The following is an 18,952-nucleotide window of genomic DNA, read 5'->3' on the forward strand; positions in this document are numbered from 1 at the left end:
CTGATCCCAAAACGGCTAGCGCCGTGGCCAATAAGGATTTCATGGCAAGTCTTCCTCCGCAACAGATCGCAAGGGTACGAGCCAAACTGGACGCGAGGACCAGCGGCTTTCGACCAATGACGGCGATTTCGACAAGCCAATGTCGATGGTTGGTTTGAAAGCTTCAGCGGTCCCAATCGTTGCGCGCGCTTGCCCTGGCTTCGAGCAAGTCGAACAAGGCGCGATGCTGGAGCAGCAATTGCTCGCCGCCAAACGCCAACGCCCGGCCGCTTGCCGGATTGTCCGAAGAAAGGTCGATGATTTCGGCCAGCGAGGATTCGTCGGGCAGCGATTGGGAGAGGGGGTCGAGCCCGGCCCGGACCGCGGCGCGATCGAGCAGGCGGCGAATCGACCACCAGTCACCGACGAGCGCGGTCGCGGCGCCAAGCGCGCAACCGGTACGTTCGGATGAGGCGAGAATTTCAAGCGCGTTACGTTGCGCCACCAGGCTCGATTCGGTCTCGGCCGCCCCGGGCGTGCTTGGCAACGGGCCAACCGTGGCGGTCAGGCGGACGAGGTATAGCCGTTCGCGTTCAAAGGCCTCGGAAGCTTGCGACAGCCACGGTCGCGCTGAACTATCGGGTGCCTGCGTCAAGGCAAGTTCGATCAGCCCGGGGTGGCGGCCGTGCAGACCGCACAGCAAATGCACCGCGTCGGCGAGGTCGCGACCCGCATGCTGGCCGGAACCTTCGACCAGAGCATGGAGATGGGGATGGCGCGCGCAGCCGCTACCGCTGACGCGAGCAAGATGCGCCTCGGCGACGCTGACGGGGTTGCGGTCAATCGACCGACTGCTCGCCATTCGCTCTTTTTCCCTTCACGGCCTGGTTGTTCGGTACCCTATTCGAGGGGACCCTAACCCAAGGGCGTAAAGAGGAGGTTTATGCCGGCGTAAGCTTTCAGAGACGGAGTTTAAGAAGCGTCCCATCGCGGCACAGTGACCGGTCCCCTGCCAGGGCGGCGAACCGTCAGGCGGCGATGTGCAATTCGTCCGCGTCGACATTGTCGGCCACTGGATGTGCAGCCTGGCCGGCGGCGGCATGCGGCGCGGCAATGGTCTGCGACTTCGGGTAAATCCAGCGCGCGACAAGCAGCGCGACGCCGAGGCCGAGATAGATGCCGACGACGACCAGCGGGTTCCACAGGATCCCCGCGGCAAACGGCACCCGCAGAAAATTGGGGTTGAAGCCGAACTCCTCGCCGATCCCCTGGCACACGCCGAACAAAGTGTCGTGACGCAGGAACACGTTGGCCCGCGGCCGGTCCTGGCTGGCTGGGTCGGCAGACTGAGAAGCGGGGAGGGTGTCTTGCATCATGAACTCCGTTGGTGCTGCGAGATGGGATGTCTCGGCGGGGATGCAAGGTATTGAGCAAGAGCCGTGCCAGATTGTGAATGTGGCACTTTTCCAGGAGGTTGGCCTCTCTCGACGCGATTTTCTTGCGAAGGATGGAGCGACCTTTCGCCGAAAGTTGGGAAATGTCGCCAAGGAAAGAGCCTGGGGAGCATCGACGTTCACAGGTAGGGGTATCTTCACACATCCACGCGAGAATGGCTGGTGGCATTCAATGCAGGTGGAAATATTTTGCGACGCTCAGCAAGCACGGCCGTCCGGCTCGCCGGCAGCCATCTCATCACCACGTGCGCGACGATGGCGGCAATCTTGCTGTTCGTCGGCCTTGGCAGCCAGATCTTGCCCCGGGCCATCGCCGGGGTCGCGTTGCCGCCCTCGGGCGGCAGCTTGCGGCTGGCCTTCATTCTCAACATTGCGATCATCCTGTTTGGATGGCGCCGGTCCAAAGACCTCAAAAACGCCATGGACGCCCATGAGCAGGCCGAGCGCGACGCGCATCGCAACGCCAATACGGACCATTCCACTGGCTTGGCCAATCGGCGCGAGCTGCTGCGTGAGCTGTCGGAAATGCGCGATTCGCGGCGTTCGGGCACCCTGCTGTTGCTCGATCTCGATCACTTCAAGCGGGTCAATGACCTCCATGGCCATTCGGTCGGCGATCAGTTGCTGCGCGCCGTTGCCGACGTGCTGCGAGAGACCGCCCCACCGGGGTCGTGCTGCGCTCGCATCGGCGGCGATGAATTCGCCATTCTCCTGGAAAGCGACGGCCGTGCCGCCGCCGAGGAGCTTGGGCAGAAGATCCTGTTCAAACTCAGCACGCCGGTGCGGATCGGCAACATCCAGGCGCAAGTTTCCTCGTCCATCGGCTTGGCGATCGTCGATCGTTCGGGCTCCGAAGAGTCCATCCTGCACAAAGCTGACGTTGGCCTTTATGCCGCCAAGGACGCCGGCCGGAATTGCCTCGCCTGGTTCGACGAGAAAATGGAGCGCGATCTCACCAGCCGGCTCAAGCTTGAGGAAGACATCAGGCGCGGCGTCGAGGCCGGCGAGTTCGTGCCGTTCTTCCAACCGCTGATCGATCTCGCCACCAAGGAGCTGGTTGGCTTTGAGGCGCTCGCCCGCTGGCGCTCGCGCAACGGTGATTTGCTCGAGCCTGAGACCTTCCTCGAAGCGGCCGAGCGGACGGGCCTCATCGGCCCCCTTTCAATGAGCGTGATGGAGCAGGCACTGAGCGATGCCCGCAACTGGCCCGGTCACCTGAAGATCGCGGTTAACGTCTCGCCGATCCAGTTCCGCGACCCGACGCTGGCGAGCCAAATTGTCAAAGTCCTGGCCAGCACCGGCTTTCCGGCCAGCCGGCTGGAGATCGAGATTACCGAAGGGTCGCTGCTCGAGGATCGGGCGCAGGTCTCGACGATCCTCAAGAGTCTCAAGAATCTCGGCATCAGCATTTCGCTGGACGATTTTGGCACCGGCTACGCCTCGCTGTCGCAACTGCACACGTTGCCGGTCGACCGGATCAAGATCGACAAGAGCTTCATCAATACGCTGGTCAAGAGCGAGCGGACCTCGGCCATCGTCCAGACCATCGCCAGCATGGGCCACAAGCTCAACGTGCCGATTACCGCCGAAGGCGTTGAATCGGAGCAGATTCGGAACGAATTGAGCAAGCTGGGCTGCTCGGAAGCGCAAGGCTGGTTGTTCGGCCGTGCCGTTTCCGCCGACACGGTTCGCTCCTTTCTGGAGATGGGCGGCGGCCAGCAGGCCACCGAGCACAATGCGGACGATTATGTCGCCAAGCCGGTTGAACCCCGCCGCCGGGGCAAGTTTGGATCGTAGCTGGTGGGCGCCAAGCGGCCGGCGTCGGCGTCATTGCCCGGCAAGAAATTCTTCGGCCCGGATGGCGAGCTCGGTGCGGCTGCTGACGCCCAGTTTCTCAAAGACCGCGTGAAGGTAGGTTTTAATTGTGCCTTCGGTGACGCCCAAACGTTCGGCGATCTCGCGATTGCGCAGGCCGGTGCGAACGAAGCCGATCAGCTGGTGCTCCCGCGGCGTCAGCGTCGCGCCGCCGCCGGCTGCCGGTGTCCTGGCCAGTTGTTTCGCCCGTTCGGTCAGCTCGGGATCGAACCAGGCGCGACCGTGACGGACGTGATCGAGACAGTCGAGCAGATAAGCGGGATCCGAATTTTTCAGGACGATTCCCTGCACCTTCAGCGATTTCGCCTCCAGCAACGCCGAATCGTCGATCGCCGCGGTCAGCAAGACGACTTTCAGCGGCGTCTTGGCCTTGCCCGCCCTGATCCGGCGGAGCACGTCCATGCCATTGCCATCGGGCATTTGCAGGTCGAGCAGCAAGATATCCGGACCCAGCCGCTCGACTTCGCGTAACGCTGCCTCGCCGGTACCGGCGGTGCCGACGATGGCGAACTCCGTGTCCCGCAGTAGCGCTTCAAGCGCCGTGCGGATCATCGGGTGATCGTCGGCGACGAGGATTTTGGTCACGCGCGCCGCCCGCCGATCGGGAGTGCGATCGAGACCTTGGTCACGCCCATGCCGCGCGCCATTTCCAGTGTCCCGCCGGCCTCATCGACCCGTTCCTTCAACGATTGCGGCATGTCTAGTCGTCTGCTGCGCGACTGGGTGGCGGTCACATCGTTGACAAACACCAGCCGCAGCTCGGCCGCCGTAGCGGCAACTTCGACGGTGACCGATTTGGAGTCGGCGTGCCGGACCGCATTGGCGACGGCTTCGCGCATCAGCTGTTGCGCATCGAGATGGAGCCGGATGGGGATCGACAGTTCCGCGGGGCGGGCCGTCACGTCGCAGGCAATATCCCATTGGCGCGCCAATCGACCGGCCAGGCCAACCAGGTCTTTGACGAGATCGTTGAACGCGACCAGTGGCCCGCTGCGCAGCGCGGTGATGACCGAGCGCAGCTCGCGCTGTTCCTGGAGCATCAGCTGCTTCAATTCATCGAGCTCAGGTTCGAACGCGCGGCCCGACGCGCTGGACCGCTTGATCGCTTCAAGGCGAAAGGCGGCACCGGCGAGAAATTGCACGATGCTGTCGTGCAAGTCGCGGGCAAGCGTCAGCCGGGACCGCGCTTCGGCGCTGTCTTCCGCCGCTGTCAGCATGGCATGGCGCTGGAGATGGACGGCGACGTCGGTCGCGATCTGTTCGCCAAGGTCGATGTGATCGGTCGATAGGCTGGGGACCCCTTCGAGGAACATCTCGCCTTCGCCGCCGTCCGAATGCACCGGGATCGCCAGGCCTTCGCCTAGGACGAGGCCGGGCGCGGACTTGGGCACAATCAGGTCGCGCACCGTGACGTCGATCAGATTGCGATCGGCATCCTTCCGGAGCGCCCGGTTGCGGCCGAAATCATACAGGAACGGCGAGGTTACCAACGCCTGCGCCATGGCGATGCCCGGCACGCTGAGTTCGGCAAGCTGGCCGTCGCGGATGACGATGCCGGTGAAATCGCCGCGCTCCAGGTTGCGCCAGACAAACATGCCGGCCGAGGCGCGGACGCCGTTCATCGCCGCCCGCAAGCCGGTTTCAAGCGGCGATTCATCGAGGCTGGGGCGCGCCAGCAGTTCCTCGTCGCGCAAATAGAAGCGCGCCCGCCACTGGTTGGCGCCGAACCAGATCAAAATCAGCGACAGAATGACGAGGTGGCCGGTGCGGACGGCGAAGCGCTGCGGTTCGAACGGGGCACCCGACTTCACCACCAGCATGCCGACGAGCAGATAGAGCACAGTGAGGAGCATCGCGGTCAGCGCGGTGACGTGCCAGCTCCAGCGGATCGCCGCCGCCAGCAGCAGGAACATGAAGAAGGTGAAATAGGGGCTGGTGTAGCCTTCGGTCAGCAGGACCAGCAGGGTGAACAGCAGGATATCGACCGCGTGCGCCGGGCCGGCCAGCTTGGCATCGAGCCACCAATTGTCCCAGGTGGCGAGGAGGAGGGCGGCGGCGAAGATGAGATAGGCGCCGAGCACCGCGAAGGTCGCCACCGGCCCATGCGTTGGCTGGCTGGAATCGAGCGCAATGGCGATCAGGAACAGCGTCGCCAGCATGAGCCGACCCAATGCGATCACGCGCCCGGACGGATGCTGAAAGCCCTTCCCCACGACGGCCTTGTTATCGCATCGGCAAGGGGCCGCACAACCGAGCGGGACGGTCGCGCCGTTTCGGCGCCAACCGGTGCCTTATAGTCACACTAACTTTCGATGACTGGGGCCGCCCGGGGGTCTTTGATATTGGCCCGGTCGTCACGTCACGTTTCAAGGGAAGGGGAGCGCAGACCCCGATTTGCGTTCCCCTTCTTTTTGCCTGGCGCAGGTCGCCGGTTTGCTTGTCGTCGATGATTGGCCCAGCCTCAGTTCGGATCGCCGCCGCTGCTGTAATAGTCGATCCGGATCCGCACCCATTCGCCGATCATCGCTTTGCCGTTCTTGCGCGGCGGCCGCACCTTGAACTGCCACGCCGCCAGCCGCACCGCCCGGGCGAGATGCGTGCCGCGCGGCGATTCGCCAAGTTCCTGGCAATTGTCGACGCGATTGTCGGGAATGGTCTGGCACGCCACCAGGCCCGAGCCTTCGGGCGCATTGGCCGGCATGTAGCCGGCCAGTTCGGCGTCGGTCGGCTTGCGCGCCCATTCGGCGGCATAGAGGATTTCGCCGTGCGGGCCGCGCCCGACTTCCTCCGAATCGCCAGCGCTGCCTGAGCCGCCCTTGGGCAGGTTGCGGATATCGCCGGCGGCCATCTCCTCGCTCGACATCTCGATCATGTCGAGCGGATGTAGCGGCGGGATCGGCGAATGGAGGCGCGGGGCCTTGGGCAGCCGCGGCGGCCGCGGCACCGGCACGGTCGGCTTGGGCTCGACCGCCGCCTTGGCCGGCTTGGCGGCGCGGTCGTCCGATTGCGGCAGCAAATCGACGGTCAATGTTTGCGACGACACCTGGGCAAAATCGGGCAGCACGCCGAGCCCGCGCATGACCAGCAGCAACAATAGATTGACCGCGATCGCCAAGGCAAAGCCGATGGCGCGGCGGCGCAGCGACGGCGCCTCGTGCGGGCGGGTCAGGCGATAGGTTCTCGAGGCCAAGGGTCGGATTAAACTTTCGGCGAGTCTTGCGGGACATTGCGGCGCGTCGGCCGCGCCTTATCCTTGGCAGGCTGAACGTCGGCTGCAAGACCTTCTGTGCGTCGCGGATCCGCAAAGGCGCGCTTAAAGTCCCTATCGTCATGCACAAGGGCGCCATTTTCGTGACTTTCGCGGCGGGCGAAGCGGGGCGATGGGGCCCGCGAAACGCAGCGAATGCAGCGATCGCGCGCGCGCGCGCGAGGGGCGATCGAGAATTTGGCGATTTGGCAAAAGCGGAGTTGGGCTCGGTCGCGCCCTTTGAGTCTGCATCGGACAGGCATCGACCAGCTTAAGCCACATTTTGGGGGCTGTAGGAAAATGGTTTTTTGCGGGGGTGGGGGGAAGAGGTCAAGAAGTAGGCAACGCCATGGGCGGCCATGACGTTGACTGGGTCGGTAATGCCGACCCGTTCCGGCTTCGAACCAGCTCTACGCGCTGCCGCCCGATTGCTGCGCAATCGCTTGGCTGCGCTCGGTGATTCGAAGGGGGAGTTGGAGACCCTGCCTGGGCCGGGGAGAGGCGAAGTCGGCAGGGTCTCCTGATGCAGTACTCGTTCCAGCGGGGCCTGGCTCTGGTCGCAACAGATGGGCCCTGCTGAGACTCGGTTTAACGGGCCGCGGTTAGCGGCGGGTGAGCGGATATGGTTTAGGGATTTTAAGGATTTTGGGGAGCCGGGTGGGCGGTGCACGGCGTCGCCATGGTCATTACCGGCATCCTGATGCTCGCGATCAGGAATGAGTGGGGCCTTGTCACCTGGTTTGCCCGCTGCCCGATGTGGAGGGCGAGGCGGAAGGCGACGCGTCGCCGTTTGTGATGCCGGACTAGCTTAGCGGCAGGGGCTATCCCTTCTCAAGATAGATGTCGCTGACGTATCCGGTGTGGCCTTCGTCGTCCTTGCAGCGTCGCCACGGGTACCCTTTGTCGTTCGGATGAGCAGTTCCGCAGCGGACCGAATTCCCGACCGATATTTTCGTGATCAGGACACCGTCTTTCGAAGGCAGCGTCCGCATGGCGACGAATCCATCTGGCGCCTTGCTCGCAATATAACGGTCGCTCGCCGCGCCGGCGGGCGCGGACGCGCCATCGCGGTTGCCAAAGAAAACAGCGGCCAGACCTGTGAGACCCGCGAGAAATGTGCCCGCAGCGGTCAAAATCCCGGGCAAGGTTCGCCAGAAACTCTCTCGTGGCGTGGTGGCTTTGTGTGCTTCGACCTCGGTCGTTTGAGGATGCTCGGCGCCCATAAACCCCCCTTTCGCGATGCGAACCGGATTTGTCGTGACCGAGCGCTCAGGTCATCGCAGATGCGGGGAGGGATATCAATGAAGACGGTGCCAGGACCCGGTGTTATTACTGATCCAAGAAGCTCCGCATCTTCCGCGAGCGGCTCGGGTGCTTGAGTTTGCGCAGCGCTTTCGCTTCGATCTGCCGGATGCGTTCGCGGGTGACGCTGAATTGCTGGCCGACCTCTTCGAGCGTGTGATCGGTGTTCATGCCGATGCCGAAGCGCATGCGCAGGACGCGTTCCTCGCGGGGGGTTAGGCTGGCGAGGACGCGGGTGACGGTTTCCTTGAGGTTCGACTGAATCGCGGCGTCGACCGGGATGACGGCGTTCTTGTCCTCGATGAAGTCGCCGAGGTGGCTGTCCTCCTCGTCGCCGATCGGGGTTTCGAGGCTGATCGGCTCCTTGGCGATTTTCATCACCTTGCGGACCTTCTCGAGCGGCATCGACAGTCGCTCGGCGAGCTCCTCGGGGGTCGGTTCGCGACCGCTTTCGTGGAGGAACTGGCGGCTGGTGCGGACCAGCTTGTTGATGGTCTCGATCATGTGGACCGGGATGCGGATGGTCCGCGCCTGATCGGCGATGCTGCGGGTGATCGCCTGGCGGATCCACCACGTCGCATAGGTCGAGAATTTGTAGCCGCGGCGATACTCGAATTTGTCGACCGCCTTCATCAGCCCGATATTGCCTTCCTGGATCAAGTCGAGGAATTGCAGGCCGCGGTTGGTGTATTTCTTGGCGATCGAGATGACCAAGCGGAGGTTGGCCTCGACCATTTCCTTCTTGGCGATGCGGGCTTCGCGCTCGGCCTTCTGGACCTGGTTGACGATGCGGCGGAATTCGCCGAGCGCCATGCCGGTGGCCTGCGAAATCTCGCCGATCTCGTTGCGAACACGCTCGACGCTGTCGGCTTCGGCAATCGCGAAGACGGCGAATTTCTTGTCGATCTTGGCGGCGCGGGCGAGCCAGCTGTCGTCCAATTCGCTGCCCATATAGCTTTCGAGGAAGGCGCGGCGGGGGACCTTGTGGCGCTCGGCGAGGCGCAGCATCTGGCCGCCGAGCGCGGTCAGGCGGCGGTTGTACGAATAGAGCTGGTCAACGAGATATTCGATCTTCGAGGCGTGGAACTGGACGCTCTCGACCTCGGCGGTGAGCTGCTCGCGCAGCTTCTGATATTTCTTCTCGTCGGCCGGCGGGTAATTGTCGCCGGTGCCGAGCGATTCCAGGCGGGCGTGCTGGAGCTTGGCGAATTTCTTGTAGAGCGAGGTGATGCTGGCGAACTTCTCGAGCGCCTGCGGCTTGAGCTGTTCCTCCATCTGGGCGAGCGACAGCGTATTGTCCTCGTCGTCGTCGTCGACCGGGCGTGGCACGTTGCGACGTTCGATGAGGTTTTCCTCATCCTCGTCGACCGCGGCCGGCTCTTCCTCGGGCTCTTCCTCTTCCTTGAAGGTGGTGCCGGCGGCGGCGGCGGTAATCTCGCCTTCCTCGCTGCCTTCCTCGGAGCCGGCGACCTGCTCGGCCGTCGGGCCCTTCGACAGCATCGCCTCAAGATCGAGAATCTCGCGCAATTGCATGCGGCCGTCGTTCAAGGCGTTCGACCATTCGATGATCGCGTTGAAGCTGATCGGGCTTTCGCACAGCCCCCAGATCATCGTGTCGCGGCCGGCCTCAATGCGCTTGGCGATGGCGATCTCGCCTTCGCGGCTGAGCAGTTCGACCGCGCCCATTTCGCGCAAATACATGCGGACCGGGTCGTCGGTGCGGTCGACCGCTTCCTTCTTGGTGGCGGCGGCCGGGCGCGGCCCGCCGTCGTCGAGCGGATCGACTTCTTCCTCGGGCTCGGGGTCCTTCTCGTCCTCATCATCGTCGGCGTCGTCGGCGGTTTCGACGATATTGACGCCCATTTCCGAGATCGCCGACATGACGTCTTCGATCTGTTCGGACGACATCTGGTCCTGGGGAAGCGCTTCGTTGAGCTCTTCATAGGTGATGACGCCGCGCTTTTTGGCGCGAGCGAGCAATTTCTTGATGGAAGCATCGTTGAGATCAATCAGCGGCGCATCGCCGCTTTCGACTGTCTCGGCTTCGGAAGGTTCGTTTTTTGCCATGGGTCCTATTTTACTGCCGCTTAGTCGGTGCCGGTTAACGACGCCAGCCGTTCCTTGACCTGCTCACGCGCGACATGCAGCCGGCGCTGGTCTTCGAAGGCCTGTTCCTCGCCAGCCATTAAACGCTCGGTGGCCTCGGCGAGTGCCGCCCCGATCTCGCCGTCGGCCGACAACGCCTCGATCGCCACCCCGAGATCGCGAACCGCAATAGCCGGCTCCGCGTCGTTGCGAGTGAAGGTAAAACCGATTCCGCCGGTGCTGCGCGCCGCTTTCAAGTCGGCGGCCGCTCCGGCTGTTTCCAATATGGTGGCGAGGCCGTCACGATCAAGCGCCGCGGTGGAGAAAGCGGCGTTGACCAGATGATCGCGCAGCCGGGCGGTGCGGGCATCGGCGATCGGCAGCGCGGCGAGCTGCTCGCAATGGGCCGACAAGGCCTCGGGATATTTCGCGAAGCCGACGATCAGGGCGCGGGCGGTGGCGCGGTCGATGCCGCCGGCGCCGATCGCCCGGGCGATGTCGCTGGCCGGGGGCTCGGCCGGCACGAACTTGCTGCCCGGACGGAACGGGCGCCTGGTGAAGGCGCGGGCCTGGCGTTGCGGGGCGATGTCGGTGTCGAAGCGATTGAGCCATTGGTCGCGGTAGAGGCGGCGCAGCGACGGGTCGGGGATCGCCTGGCTATGCTCGATCAGCCGCTGGCGCAGGCCGGCGCGGGCTTCGGGGGTGCTGAGCGGGGTCGCATCGCGCTCATGGCGCCACAGGCGCTGGTCGAGCGGTTCGGGATTGGCCAGCAGGGCTTCGAACGCATCGCGCCCGCCGCTATTCACGACATCGTCGGGGTCTTGCCCCGCCGGCAGCTCGACGAAGCGCAGCGTCCGCTCGGGACCGATGAGGGGGAGGGCGCGTAAGGCAGCGCGGACCGCGGCTTTGCGCCCCGCGCTGTCGCCGTCGAAGCACAGGATCGGCGCCGGATCGAGCCGCCACATGCGTTCCAGCTGGGCCTCGGTGACGGCGGTGCCGTTGGGCGCGACCACTTCGGATATGCCGGCGCGGCTGAGGCCGATGACGTCCATGTATCCCTCGACCACGATCAGCCGCTTGGCGGTGCGGCTGGCGGGGCCGGCGAGATCGAGATTGTAGAGCGTGCGGCCTTTGTCGAAGATCGGCGTGTCGGGGGAATTGAGATATTTGGGCTCGCCTTCCCCGAGGATGCGGCCGCCAAACGCGATGACGCGGCCGCGCGCGTCGCGGATCGGGAACATCAGCCGCCCGCGGAAGCGGTCGTAGCTGTCCTTGTCGGCTTCATCGGGTTTGATCAGCATCCCGGTTTCGATGAGCTTGTCTTCGCCCAGCGCGATCAGGGCGTGCTTGAGGCGGCTGCGGCCATTGGGGGCGAGGCCGAGGCCGAAGCGGGCGACGGTGGCGGCGTCGATCCCGCGCTTGGCGAGATAATCGCGGGCGTCGGCGCCATCGAGGCCCTGCAATTGCTCGGCGAACCAAATTTGCACCACAGCCATGACGTCAGTCAGCGTGGACGTGCGCTCGGCCTGGTCGCGGGCGCGGGGGTCGGCGGCGGGGACCTCCATCCCGGCTTTCGCCGCGAGCTCCTTGACCGCGTCCATGAACTGCATGCCGCGGGCGTCGGTCAGGAAGCGGATGGCGTCGCCGTGCGCCCCGCAGCCGAAGCAATGATAGAAGCCCTTGTCGTCGTTGACGGTGAAGCTTGGCGTCTTTTCGGGATGGAACGGGCAGCAGGCCTTATACTCGCGGCCGGCCTTGATGAGCTTGACCGACGGCGCGATCAGGCTCGACAGCAGGGTCCGGGCGCGCAGTTCGTCGAGGAAGGCGGGAGAAAGACTCACATTCGATTGCTAGACGGCGGCAAGGCTTTGCTCAACGGCTCGGGAAGGATTACTGCCGACCAGCGCCTAAACACCGGCCTTGGGTCGGCGCGGCGCGCTTGGGGAACACAATCATGAGAAACCGGGTTTGCCTGCTGGCGCTGGCCGCCGCGACCGCCAGCGTTGGCGCGTGCCAGAAAGCGGCCAATGCGCCAACGGGTCCAGCCGCGACAATGATCACCGAAGCCGAGGCGGGCAAGATTGACGACGCCGCCGAGGCCGCCTGGGCGACGATGGACGCGGCCAAGATCAAGGCGGTCTATGGCGCCAACATTGTCGGCTTCGATGGCTCGACGCCCGGCCTCGCGCATGACCGCGCGGCCTGGGACAAGCTCCAGGATGCTTTCGCGGCGAGCAAGATCGACAAGATCGTCCAGAAGGACCGCGTCATTCAAGTGCTCGATGCCGACACCTTTGTCGTCAGCGGGGTCTTTGACGTGACCAGCAGCGCGTCGCCGCAGAATGCCGTGACGTTGCGCTGCACCGACGTCTTCCAGAAGGCCGACGATGGCAGCTGGCCGGTGGCCAATGAACATTGCTCGAACACGCCGAAGGCTTGAGCAAACGAAATACGGGCGAGACGGGCGGGAGGCGACTAACCTGGCATCTCCCGTACAAATCGGCTCGCCCAAGCCGACCGCGCCATGTGAAGAATTGACAATGCAAGCAGGCGCTTGATTCTCAACGATTCATTCTTGCTGTCAAACAAGTCCATCGAAGCTACTGTGCCGCCGTTCCGGACAAGGCGGCGCAAGATCGCTGAAAGGAATTATTTGGAGGGGGATTTATATGTTGACGAAAATCAGCGGGCTCGCCCGCGCGCTTTACATTCTACTCGCAATCGTCGCCGGGTTCGTTGCCCTAGGGACGTTGAACGTGGCTTTGGTGCTGGTAGTGCTCGGCCTCGTCGCCGGCCTGTCGATGCCCGAAGGCCGGATTATCACGGCCGCCGTTGTTGCTATTGCCCTGCCGATTATCGGAACGGCACTTGGCCTGATTCCGGCGATCGGGGCGCAACTCACCGCCGTGACTGGCAATCTCCAGATGGGCGTGGCCGGTGCATTGGCCAGCGCGCTGGCGATATTCCTGTACCACCTCGTCATGGAAGGGGTGACAGGGCTCACCGGCAGCGCTTCAACCAGCACGTCCGCTTCCGCGAAAGCAGGCTAGTCGTCAGCTAGTCCGATTTTCTGCTCCGCCGCGCACCCGCGGCGGAGTTTTTTTTGCCCGAGTCTGCCCGGTTACTTCAGGACAAGGTTGACCTGACCAGCATGCTGGCGCGGGCCGGTTCGAGCGAACTCGCGTGGCGCTCTTTCACCAGCCCCATCACGCGGCCCATGTCCTTCATGTTGGCAGCGCCGGTTTCGGCGACAATCGCGGCGATCGCCGCTTTCGCTTCGTCGTCGGTCAATTGCTTGGGCAGAAAGCGTTCGATGATGACGATTTCGGCTTCCTCGGCGGCGGCGAGTTCCTCGCGGTTGCCCTGGCGGTAGAGATCGACCGATTCGCGGCGCTGCTTGAGCATTTTCTGGAGGACTTCGGTGACCATCGCGTCGTCGTCGGCGGGCGCCGTGCCGGTGCGCAATTCGATGTCGCGATTCAGAATCGCCGACTGGACCATGCGCAGCGTTTGGGTGCCGGCCTTGTCGCCGCTTTTCATCGCCGCAATCGTCGCCGCCTTGATGTCGTCGCGAATCATCCTGTTTCCGTTTCGTGCAAGCTGAAAAATCGGTCGTAGCGCGGCCCAAGCGGCTTTTACAGCGTTGACCTCGCGCCCCGCGGTCCCTAGCGACCATCGCTTAGCGACATCGTTGCAAAACCCGCTCGCGGAAAGGCTCTTCCAGCCCATGGCCGACGCACGACCCACGCCTGCGCTTCCCCCTGTGGGCGCGACCGGGTGCGTGGTGTTCGCCGATGGCCGGGTGGCGTGGGGCAAGGGCTTCGGCGCGGAAGGGCAGGCGGTCGGCGAGCTGTGCTTCAACACCGCCATGACCGGCTATCAGGAAGTGATGACTGATCCCTCCTACGCCAAGCAGGTCATCGCCTTCACCTTCCCGCACATCGGCAATGTCGGCGCCAATGACGAGGACGTTGAAGCGACCGAGGCGCACGCGCTGGGCTGCCTGGTGCGCGAAGCGGTGACGGGTCCGAGCAATTATCGCGCCGGCGAGGATTTTGCCGGCTGGATGACCAAACGCGGGCGGATCGGGATATCGGGGCTCGATACGCGGGCGTTGACCCGGCTGGTGCGGCGCGAGGGGCCGCCGACGATTGCGATCGCCCACCGCGCCGACGGCAAGTTCGATGTGGAGGCGATGCAACGGATGGCCGCGGACTGGCCGGGGCTCGAGGGCATGGATCTCGCCAGGGATGTCAGCCGGTTGCAAGTCGAGCGCTGGACCGGCGGCAAATGGGCATGGGGTGAGGGGTATGAGGTCGAATCTCCCCTTCCTGCAAGGGAGGGGCCGGGGGTGGGTGCGGAGCACAGCTCCGCGTCGGGCATTGAGCCCGCCGCTGCGCTACCCACCCCTAACCCCTCCCTAAACAGGGAGGGGAAGCCGCGACCCCATGTCGTGGCGATCGATTACGGGTCGAAGCGCAACATTTTTCGCAACCTGGTCGAGGCCGGGGCGCGGGTGACGGTGGTGCCAGCCGACGCGACCTTCGAGGAAGTGATGACGCACAAGCCCGATGGCTTCTTCCTGTCGAACGGGCCGGGCGATCCCGCCGCCACGGGGAAATATGCGGTGCCGGTGATCGCCAAAATGCTGGAAACGGGCAAGCCGCTGTTCGGGATCTGCCTCGGGCATCAATTGCTGGCGCTGGCGGTGGGCGGGCGGACGACGAAGATGTTCCAGGGCCACCGCGGCGCCAACCATCCGGTCAAGCGGCTGGCCGACGGGCGGGTCGAGATCACCAGTATGAACCACGGCTTCGCGGTCGAGCGCGAGGGGCTGCCGGACAACGCGCGGGAAACGCACGTGTCGCTGTTCGACGGCAGCAATTGCGGGTTCGAGCTCGATGACCGCCCGGCGTTCTCGGTGCAGTACCACCCCGAAGCAAGCCCGGGCCCGCAGGACAGCTTCTATTTGTTTGAGAAATTCGTAGGGATGATGCGGTGAGCGGCCGGTTTTTGGCGGTCCTTGGTCTGCTTGCCGCCCTGACAGGCTGTGACCTTTTGCGTGACGGTCTGAAACGCAATCCGCGACCGGGTGAATTGCGAGCGGATATGCGCCGCATTGCTGGTGACTGTCATGTTCCTGTTCAGTGGCTTCGCATCATTGACGAGCGAACAATGGCGTATGTGCCTGATCACGGGACGGACTTGAAACGAACGACCTGTGTTCTGACTGAGACTAGGAGTCTGCCATATAAGTTTGGACAGGCCTTCGTTGGCAACGAAGCCTACTCCGAGAACAAACAATAATGATACGTCACAAAATCAGCGTCATTGCGACCCTCAGTGCGGCGCTAAGCCTCTCCGGTTGCGCGACGGCGCGGCTGCATTCTGAGGCGGAATTGTCGGTGGCGGGGCGGGCGTGCGGCTTGTCGGAGGGCGAGCTGGTCCAGGAGACGGAATTGAAGAAAATGCTGTTCCTCTACCGCGTCGCACCGAGCCGCGAGGTGCGCTCCTGCGTGTTTCGCTGGGCCGACAAGAACCACATGCGCCTGGCGGTCATCGAAGCCGTCAACTGGCCGCAGCCATAATGCCTAAGCGCACCGACATATCCTCGATCATGATCATCGGTGCCGGGCCGATCATTATCGGCCAGGCGGCGGAGTTCGATTATTCGGGGTCGCAGGCGGTGAAAGCGCTCAAGGCCGAGGGCTATCGCGTGATCGTGGTCAATTCGAACCCGGCGACGGTGATGACCGACCCGGAATTGGCCGACGCGACCTATATCGAGCCGATTACGCCCGAAATCGTCGCCAAGATCATCGAGAAGGAGCGGGCGCTTGAGCAAGGGGGGTTCGCGTTGCTGCCGACGATGGGCGGGCAGACGGCGCTCAACACCGCGTTGGCGCTCGCCAAGGACGGGACGCTGGAGCGGTTCGGGGTCGAGCTGATCGGCGCCAATGCGGCGGCGATCGAGATGGCCGAGGATCGCTTGAAGTTCCGCGAGGCGAGGGACCGCATCGGGCTGGAAAGCCCGCGCTCGATGATTGCCCACGGCCTGGAGGAGGCGCTGGCGGCGCTGGGGACGATTGGGTTGCCGGCGATCATCCGCCCGAGCTTCACCCTGGGCGGGACCGGGGGCGGGATTGCCTATAATCGCGAGGAGTTTGAAGCGATCGTCCGCGGCGGGCTGGAAGCGTCGCCGTCCACCGAAGTGCTGATCGAGGAATCGGTGCTCGGCTGGAAAGAATATGAGATGGAAGTCGTCCGCGACCGGGCGGACAATGCGATCATCATCTGCTCGATCGAGAATATCGACCCGATGGGGGTGCATACCGGCGACAGCATCACGGTCGCGCCGGCGCTGACCCTGACCGACAAGGAATATCAACGGATGCGCAATGCATCCATCGCGGTGTTGCGAGAAATCGGTGTCGAAACAGGCGGTTCCAACGTCCAGTTCGCAGTCGATCCCAAGACCGGGCGGATGCTGGTGATCGAAATGAACCCGCGGGTGTCGCGATCGTCGGCACTGGCGTCGAAAGCCACGGGTTTCCCGATCGCCAAGGTCGCGGCGCGGCTGGCGGTGGGGTACACGCTCGACGAGATCGCCAACGATATTACCGGCGGGGCGATGCCGGCGAGCTTTGAGCCGACGATCGATTATGTGGTGACCAAGGTGCCGCGCTTCGCCTTCGAGAAATTCGCCGGGGCCGAAGCGACGCTGAGCACGTCGATGAAGTCGGTCGGCGAAGTCATGGCGATCGGGCGGTCGTTCGCCGAGAGCTTGCAAAAGGCGTTGCGCGGGCTGGAGATCGGGCTGTGCGGGTTGGACCGGGTGCGCGAGCTCGAACATGCCGACCCGGCGGCGATCGAAAGCGCGCTGGCCCGCCCGACGCCGGACCGGCTGCTGGTCGCCGCGGAAGCCTTGCGGCACGGTTTTACGGTCGAGCGGATCCATCAGATTGCCGGCTTCGACCCATGGTTCATCGAGCGGTTGCAGGAAATCGTCCGGGCCGAGGAGCAAGTGCGCGAAAAGGGGCTGCCATCGGACGCGGCGGGGATGCGGGCGCTGAAGGCGATGGGCTTTTCCGACGGGCGGCTGGGCCAGCTGGCGCTGCGGTCGGCGCATGCACCGCGCGCCATGAGCGAGAAAAGCGCGCGCGGATCGGGTGTGGTCCACGATGCCCTGAAAGCGATGACCGGCGGGGTGACCGAGGCCGAGGTTCGCGCGCATCGGTTGAAGCTGGGCGTGCGGCCAGTGTTCAAGCGGATCGACAGCTGCGCCGCCGAATTCGATGCGACGACGCCTTACCTTTACTCGACCTATGAAGCGCCGCTGTTTGCGGAAGCGGAAGACGAAGCCGAGGTCAGCGACCGCAAGAAGGTGATGATCCTCGGCGGTGGGCCCAACCGCATCGGCCAGGGGATCGAGTTCGATTATTGTTGCTGTCACGCCGCCTTCGCGCTCGGCAAGGATGGGGCCGGGTTCGAGACGATCATGGTCAATTGCAACCCGGAGACGGTCTCGACCGACCCCGACACTTCGGACCGGCTGTATTTCGAGCCGCTGACCGCCGAGGATGTGCTCGAGATCGTCCACCGCGAGCAGGAACAGGGCGAACTGATCGGCGTCATCGTGCAATTGGGCGGGCAGACGCCGCTGAAGCTCGCCGCCGAGCTGCAAGCAGCGGGGGTGACGATCCTTGGCACCAGCCCCGAATCGATCGACCTCGCCGAAGACCGCGAGAGGTTCGCCAAATTGGTCAAGAAACTCGGCCTCGCCCAGCCCGAGAATGGCATCGCGCGGAGCCGCGACGAAGCGCAGCAAGTGGCGACGCGGATCGGTTATCCGGTGCTGCTGCGGCCATCCTATGTGCTGGGCGGACGGGCCATGGAAGTCATCGACGGGCCCGAGCAGCTCGACCATTATATCGCCACCGCGGTCGCGGTTTCCGGAACCTCGCCGGTGCTGATCGACCGCTATTTGCGCGATGCGATCGAAGTTGACGTCGACGCGATCTGCGACGGCACCGACGTCGCGGTCGCCGGGGTGCTGCAGCATATCGAAGAGGCCGGGGTTCATTCGGGCGACAGCACTTGCGCCATCCCACCGTTCAGCCTGTCGCCCAAGATAATCGCCGAAATCGAGCGTCAGACGCGCGTCCTGGCGGTCGCGCTGGCGGTCAAGGGGCTGATGAACATCCAGTTCGCGGTCAAGGAGGAGCGGGTTTATCTGATCGAGGTCAATCCGCGCGCCAGCCGCACGGTGCCGTTCGTCGCCAAGGCGATCGGCCGGCAGATCGCCAAGATCGCCGCGCGGGTGATGGCCGGCGAGCCATTGTCGTCGTTCGAGCCGATTGAGCGCGACATCGGCCATATCGCGGTCAAGGCCCCGGTGTTCCCGTTCGCGCGCTTCCCCGGGACCGATCCCGTGCTTGGCCCGGAAATGAAGAGCACCGGCGAAGTCATGGGTATCGACCATGATTTCGACATTGCCTTTGGCAAAGCCTTGCTCGGTGCGGGACTGCATTTGCCCGACCGCGGCACGGCCTTTGTCTCGGTCAAAGACGCCGACAAGGACAATATCGTCCCCGCGGTCGAGAAGCTCATTGAATTGGGTTTCGCCATCATCGCCACCGGCGGCACCGCCCAGCATCTGGCGGCGCGCGGCTTGCCAGTGACCGCCGTCAACAAAGTCGCGCAGGGACGGCCGCATATCGTCGATCGTTTGCTCGATGGCGCGGTCGACCTGGTGTTCAATACCACCGAGGGTTGGCAGTCGATGAAGGACAGCCATTCGATCCGGGCGACGGCACTGGCGAGGAAGGTGCCCTATTTCACCACGGCCGCCGCCAGCCTCGCCGCCGCCCGGTCAATCGAGGCCATGCGCGGCCACGCGCTTGAAGTTGCCTCGCTTCAGTCCTATTATTCCGCTTCCATAAACTGATATTCCGCTGAAAATTCGCTCATCGAGCGCGGGCCGGTGTGGCCGCGCAGGAGCCGGGTTTTC

15 protein-coding genes are annotated in these 18,952 nt (G+C 64.1%); 6 read left to right on the plus strand and 9 right to left on the minus strand.

The features are described 5' to 3' along the window. Positions 1-163: 163 nt before the first annotated feature. Together RMO25_RS05280 and RMO25_RS05285 are read right to left on the minus strand one after the other, a co-directional pair. Positions 164-841, minus strand: coding sequence for a DUF6975 family protein (locus RMO25_RS05280; RefSeq protein WP_309661555.1), 678 nt, complete (start codon positions 839-841; stop codon positions 164-166). A gap of 166 nt (positions 842-1,007) precedes the next feature. Continuing rightward, positions 1,008-1,355: a PspC domain-containing protein gene (locus tag RMO25_RS05285; protein ID WP_309661556.1), complete on the minus strand. Its 348-nt coding sequence runs from the start codon at positions 1,353-1,355 to the stop codon at positions 1,008-1,010. A 333-nt stretch (positions 1,356-1,688) separates the two neighbouring features. Between RMO25_RS05285 and RMO25_RS05290 the strand changes: the two genes are divergently transcribed. Continuing rightward, positions 1,689-3,230: an EAL domain-containing protein gene (locus RMO25_RS05290; RefSeq protein ID WP_309661557.1), complete on the plus strand. Its 1,542-nt coding sequence runs from the start codon at positions 1,689-1,691 to the stop codon at positions 3,228-3,230. A gap of 30 nt (positions 3,231-3,260) precedes the next feature. Here RMO25_RS05290 and RMO25_RS05295 read toward each other — a convergent pair whose 3' ends face one another. From RMO25_RS05295 to dnaG, 6 genes are all read right to left on the minus strand, one after another. Beyond that, positions 3,261-3,893 (minus strand): response regulator transcription factor, encoded by a 633-nt coding sequence (locus RMO25_RS05295; protein ID WP_309661558.1) that lies wholly within the window; start codon positions 3,891-3,893, stop codon positions 3,261-3,263. Continuing rightward, entirely contained in the window at positions 3,890-5,488 is a 1,599-nt protein-coding gene (locus RMO25_RS05300; protein ID WP_309661559.1) for a histidine kinase, read from the minus strand. Before RMO25_RS05300 ends, RMO25_RS05295 begins: the two co-directional genes overlap by 4 nt. A gap of 281 nt (positions 5,489-5,769) precedes the next feature. Further along, positions 5,770-6,498 carry a hypothetical protein gene (locus RMO25_RS05305; protein ID WP_309661560.1) on the minus strand — a complete coding sequence of 243 codons (729 nt, stop codon included), beginning with the start codon at positions 6,496-6,498 and terminating at the stop codon, positions 5,770-5,772. A gap of 878 nt (positions 6,499-7,376) precedes the next feature. Beyond that, positions 7,377-7,778, minus strand: a complete 402-nt coding sequence (locus RMO25_RS05310) for a hypothetical protein (protein ID WP_309661561.1) — start codon at positions 7,776-7,778, stop codon at positions 7,377-7,379. A gap of 106 nt (positions 7,779-7,884) precedes the next feature. Continuing rightward, positions 7,885-9,924, minus strand: coding sequence for an RNA polymerase sigma factor RpoD (gene rpoD, locus RMO25_RS05315; protein WP_309661562.1), 2,040 nt, complete (start codon positions 9,922-9,924; stop codon positions 7,885-7,887). Positions 9,925-9,944: 20 nt separating this feature from the next. After that, the gene (gene dnaG / locus RMO25_RS05320; protein WP_309661563.1) at positions 9,945-11,783 is read right to left on the minus strand and encodes a DNA primase; all 1,839 of its coding nucleotides are present in this window, start codon (positions 11,781-11,783) and stop codon (positions 9,945-9,947) included. 113 nt (positions 11,784-11,896) lie between these two features. Here dnaG and RMO25_RS05325 point away from each other — a divergent pair, with 113 nt between their 5' ends. Next, positions 11,897-12,382: a DUF4440 domain-containing protein gene (locus RMO25_RS05325; protein ID WP_309661564.1), complete on the plus strand. Its 486-nt coding sequence runs from the start codon at positions 11,897-11,899 to the stop codon at positions 12,380-12,382. A gap of 229 nt (positions 12,383-12,611) precedes the next feature. Beyond that, on the plus strand, positions 12,612-12,992 hold the full coding sequence (locus RMO25_RS05330) for a hypothetical protein (protein WP_309661565.1): 381 nt from the start codon (positions 12,612-12,614) through the stop codon (positions 12,990-12,992). A 76-nt stretch (positions 12,993-13,068) separates the two neighbouring features. On the opposite strand, the gene RMO25_RS05335 is transcribed toward RMO25_RS05330, so the two are convergent. Next, positions 13,069-13,521: a GatB/YqeY domain-containing protein gene (locus tag RMO25_RS05335; protein ID WP_309661566.1), complete on the minus strand. Its 453-nt coding sequence runs from the start codon at positions 13,519-13,521 to the stop codon at positions 13,069-13,071. A gap of 148 nt (positions 13,522-13,669) precedes the next feature. Between RMO25_RS05335 and carA the strand changes: the two genes are divergently transcribed. From carA to carB, 3 genes are all read left to right on the plus strand, one after another. After that, on the plus strand, positions 13,670-14,944 hold the full coding sequence (carA, locus tag RMO25_RS05340) for a glutamine-hydrolyzing carbamoyl-phosphate synthase small subunit (protein WP_309661567.1): 1,275 nt from the start codon (positions 13,670-13,672) through the stop codon (positions 14,942-14,944). Positions 14,945-15,248: 304 nt separating this feature from the next. Then, entirely contained in the window at positions 15,249-15,530 is a 282-nt protein-coding gene (locus RMO25_RS05345; protein ID WP_309661568.1) for a hypothetical protein, read from the plus strand. Beyond that, a complete protein-coding gene (gene carB / locus RMO25_RS05350) occupies positions 15,530-18,889 on the plus strand; it encodes a carbamoyl-phosphate synthase large subunit (protein WP_309661569.1) in 3,360 nt (1,119 codons plus the stop codon). The genes RMO25_RS05345 and carB overlap by 1 nt, the downstream gene beginning before the upstream one ends. Positions 18,890-18,952: the final 63 nt, after the last annotated feature.

Source organism: Sphingomonas sp. (assembly GCF_031361285.1).
Lineage (GTDB): Bacteria > Pseudomonadota > Alphaproteobacteria > Sphingomonadales > Sphingomonadaceae > Sphingomicrobium.

Bases quoted from the DNA above. Each gene is read 5' to 3' on its own strand.
- RMO25_RS05280 (WP_309661555.1), bottom strand. From the start codon at position 841: ATGGCGAGCAGTCGGTCGATTGACCGCAACCCCGTCAGCGTCGCCGAG.
- RMO25_RS05285 (WP_309661556.1), bottom strand. From the start codon at position 1,355: ATGATGCAAGACACCCTCCCCGCTTCTCAGTCTGCCGACCCAGCCAGC.
- RMO25_RS05290 (WP_309661557.1), top strand. From the start codon at position 1,689: ATGGCGGCAATCTTGCTGTTCGTCGGCCTTGGCAGCCAGATCTTGCCC.
- RMO25_RS05310 (WP_309661561.1), bottom strand. From the start codon at position 7,778: ATGGGCGCCGAGCATCCTCAAACGACCGAGGTCGAAGCACACAAAGCC.
- rpoD (WP_309661562.1), bottom strand. From the start codon at position 9,924: ATGGCAAAAAACGAACCTTCCGAAGCCGAGACAGTCGAAAGCGGCGAT.
- RMO25_RS05325 (WP_309661564.1), top strand. From the start codon at position 11,897: ATGAGAAACCGGGTTTGCCTGCTGGCGCTGGCCGCCGCGACCGCCAGC.
- RMO25_RS05330 (WP_309661565.1), top strand. From the start codon at position 12,612: ATGTTGACGAAAATCAGCGGGCTCGCCCGCGCGCTTTACATTCTACTC.
- RMO25_RS05335 (WP_309661566.1), bottom strand. From the start codon at position 13,521: ATGATTCGCGACGACATCAAGGCGGCGACGATTGCGGCGATGAAAAGC.
- carA (WP_309661567.1), top strand. From the start codon at position 13,670: ATGGCCGACGCACGACCCACGCCTGCGCTTCCCCCTGTGGGCGCGACC.
- RMO25_RS05345 (WP_309661568.1), top strand. From the start codon at position 15,249: ATGATACGTCACAAAATCAGCGTCATTGCGACCCTCAGTGCGGCGCTA.
- carB (WP_309661569.1), top strand. From the start codon at position 15,530: ATGCCTAAGCGCACCGACATATCCTCGATCATGATCATCGGTGCCGGG.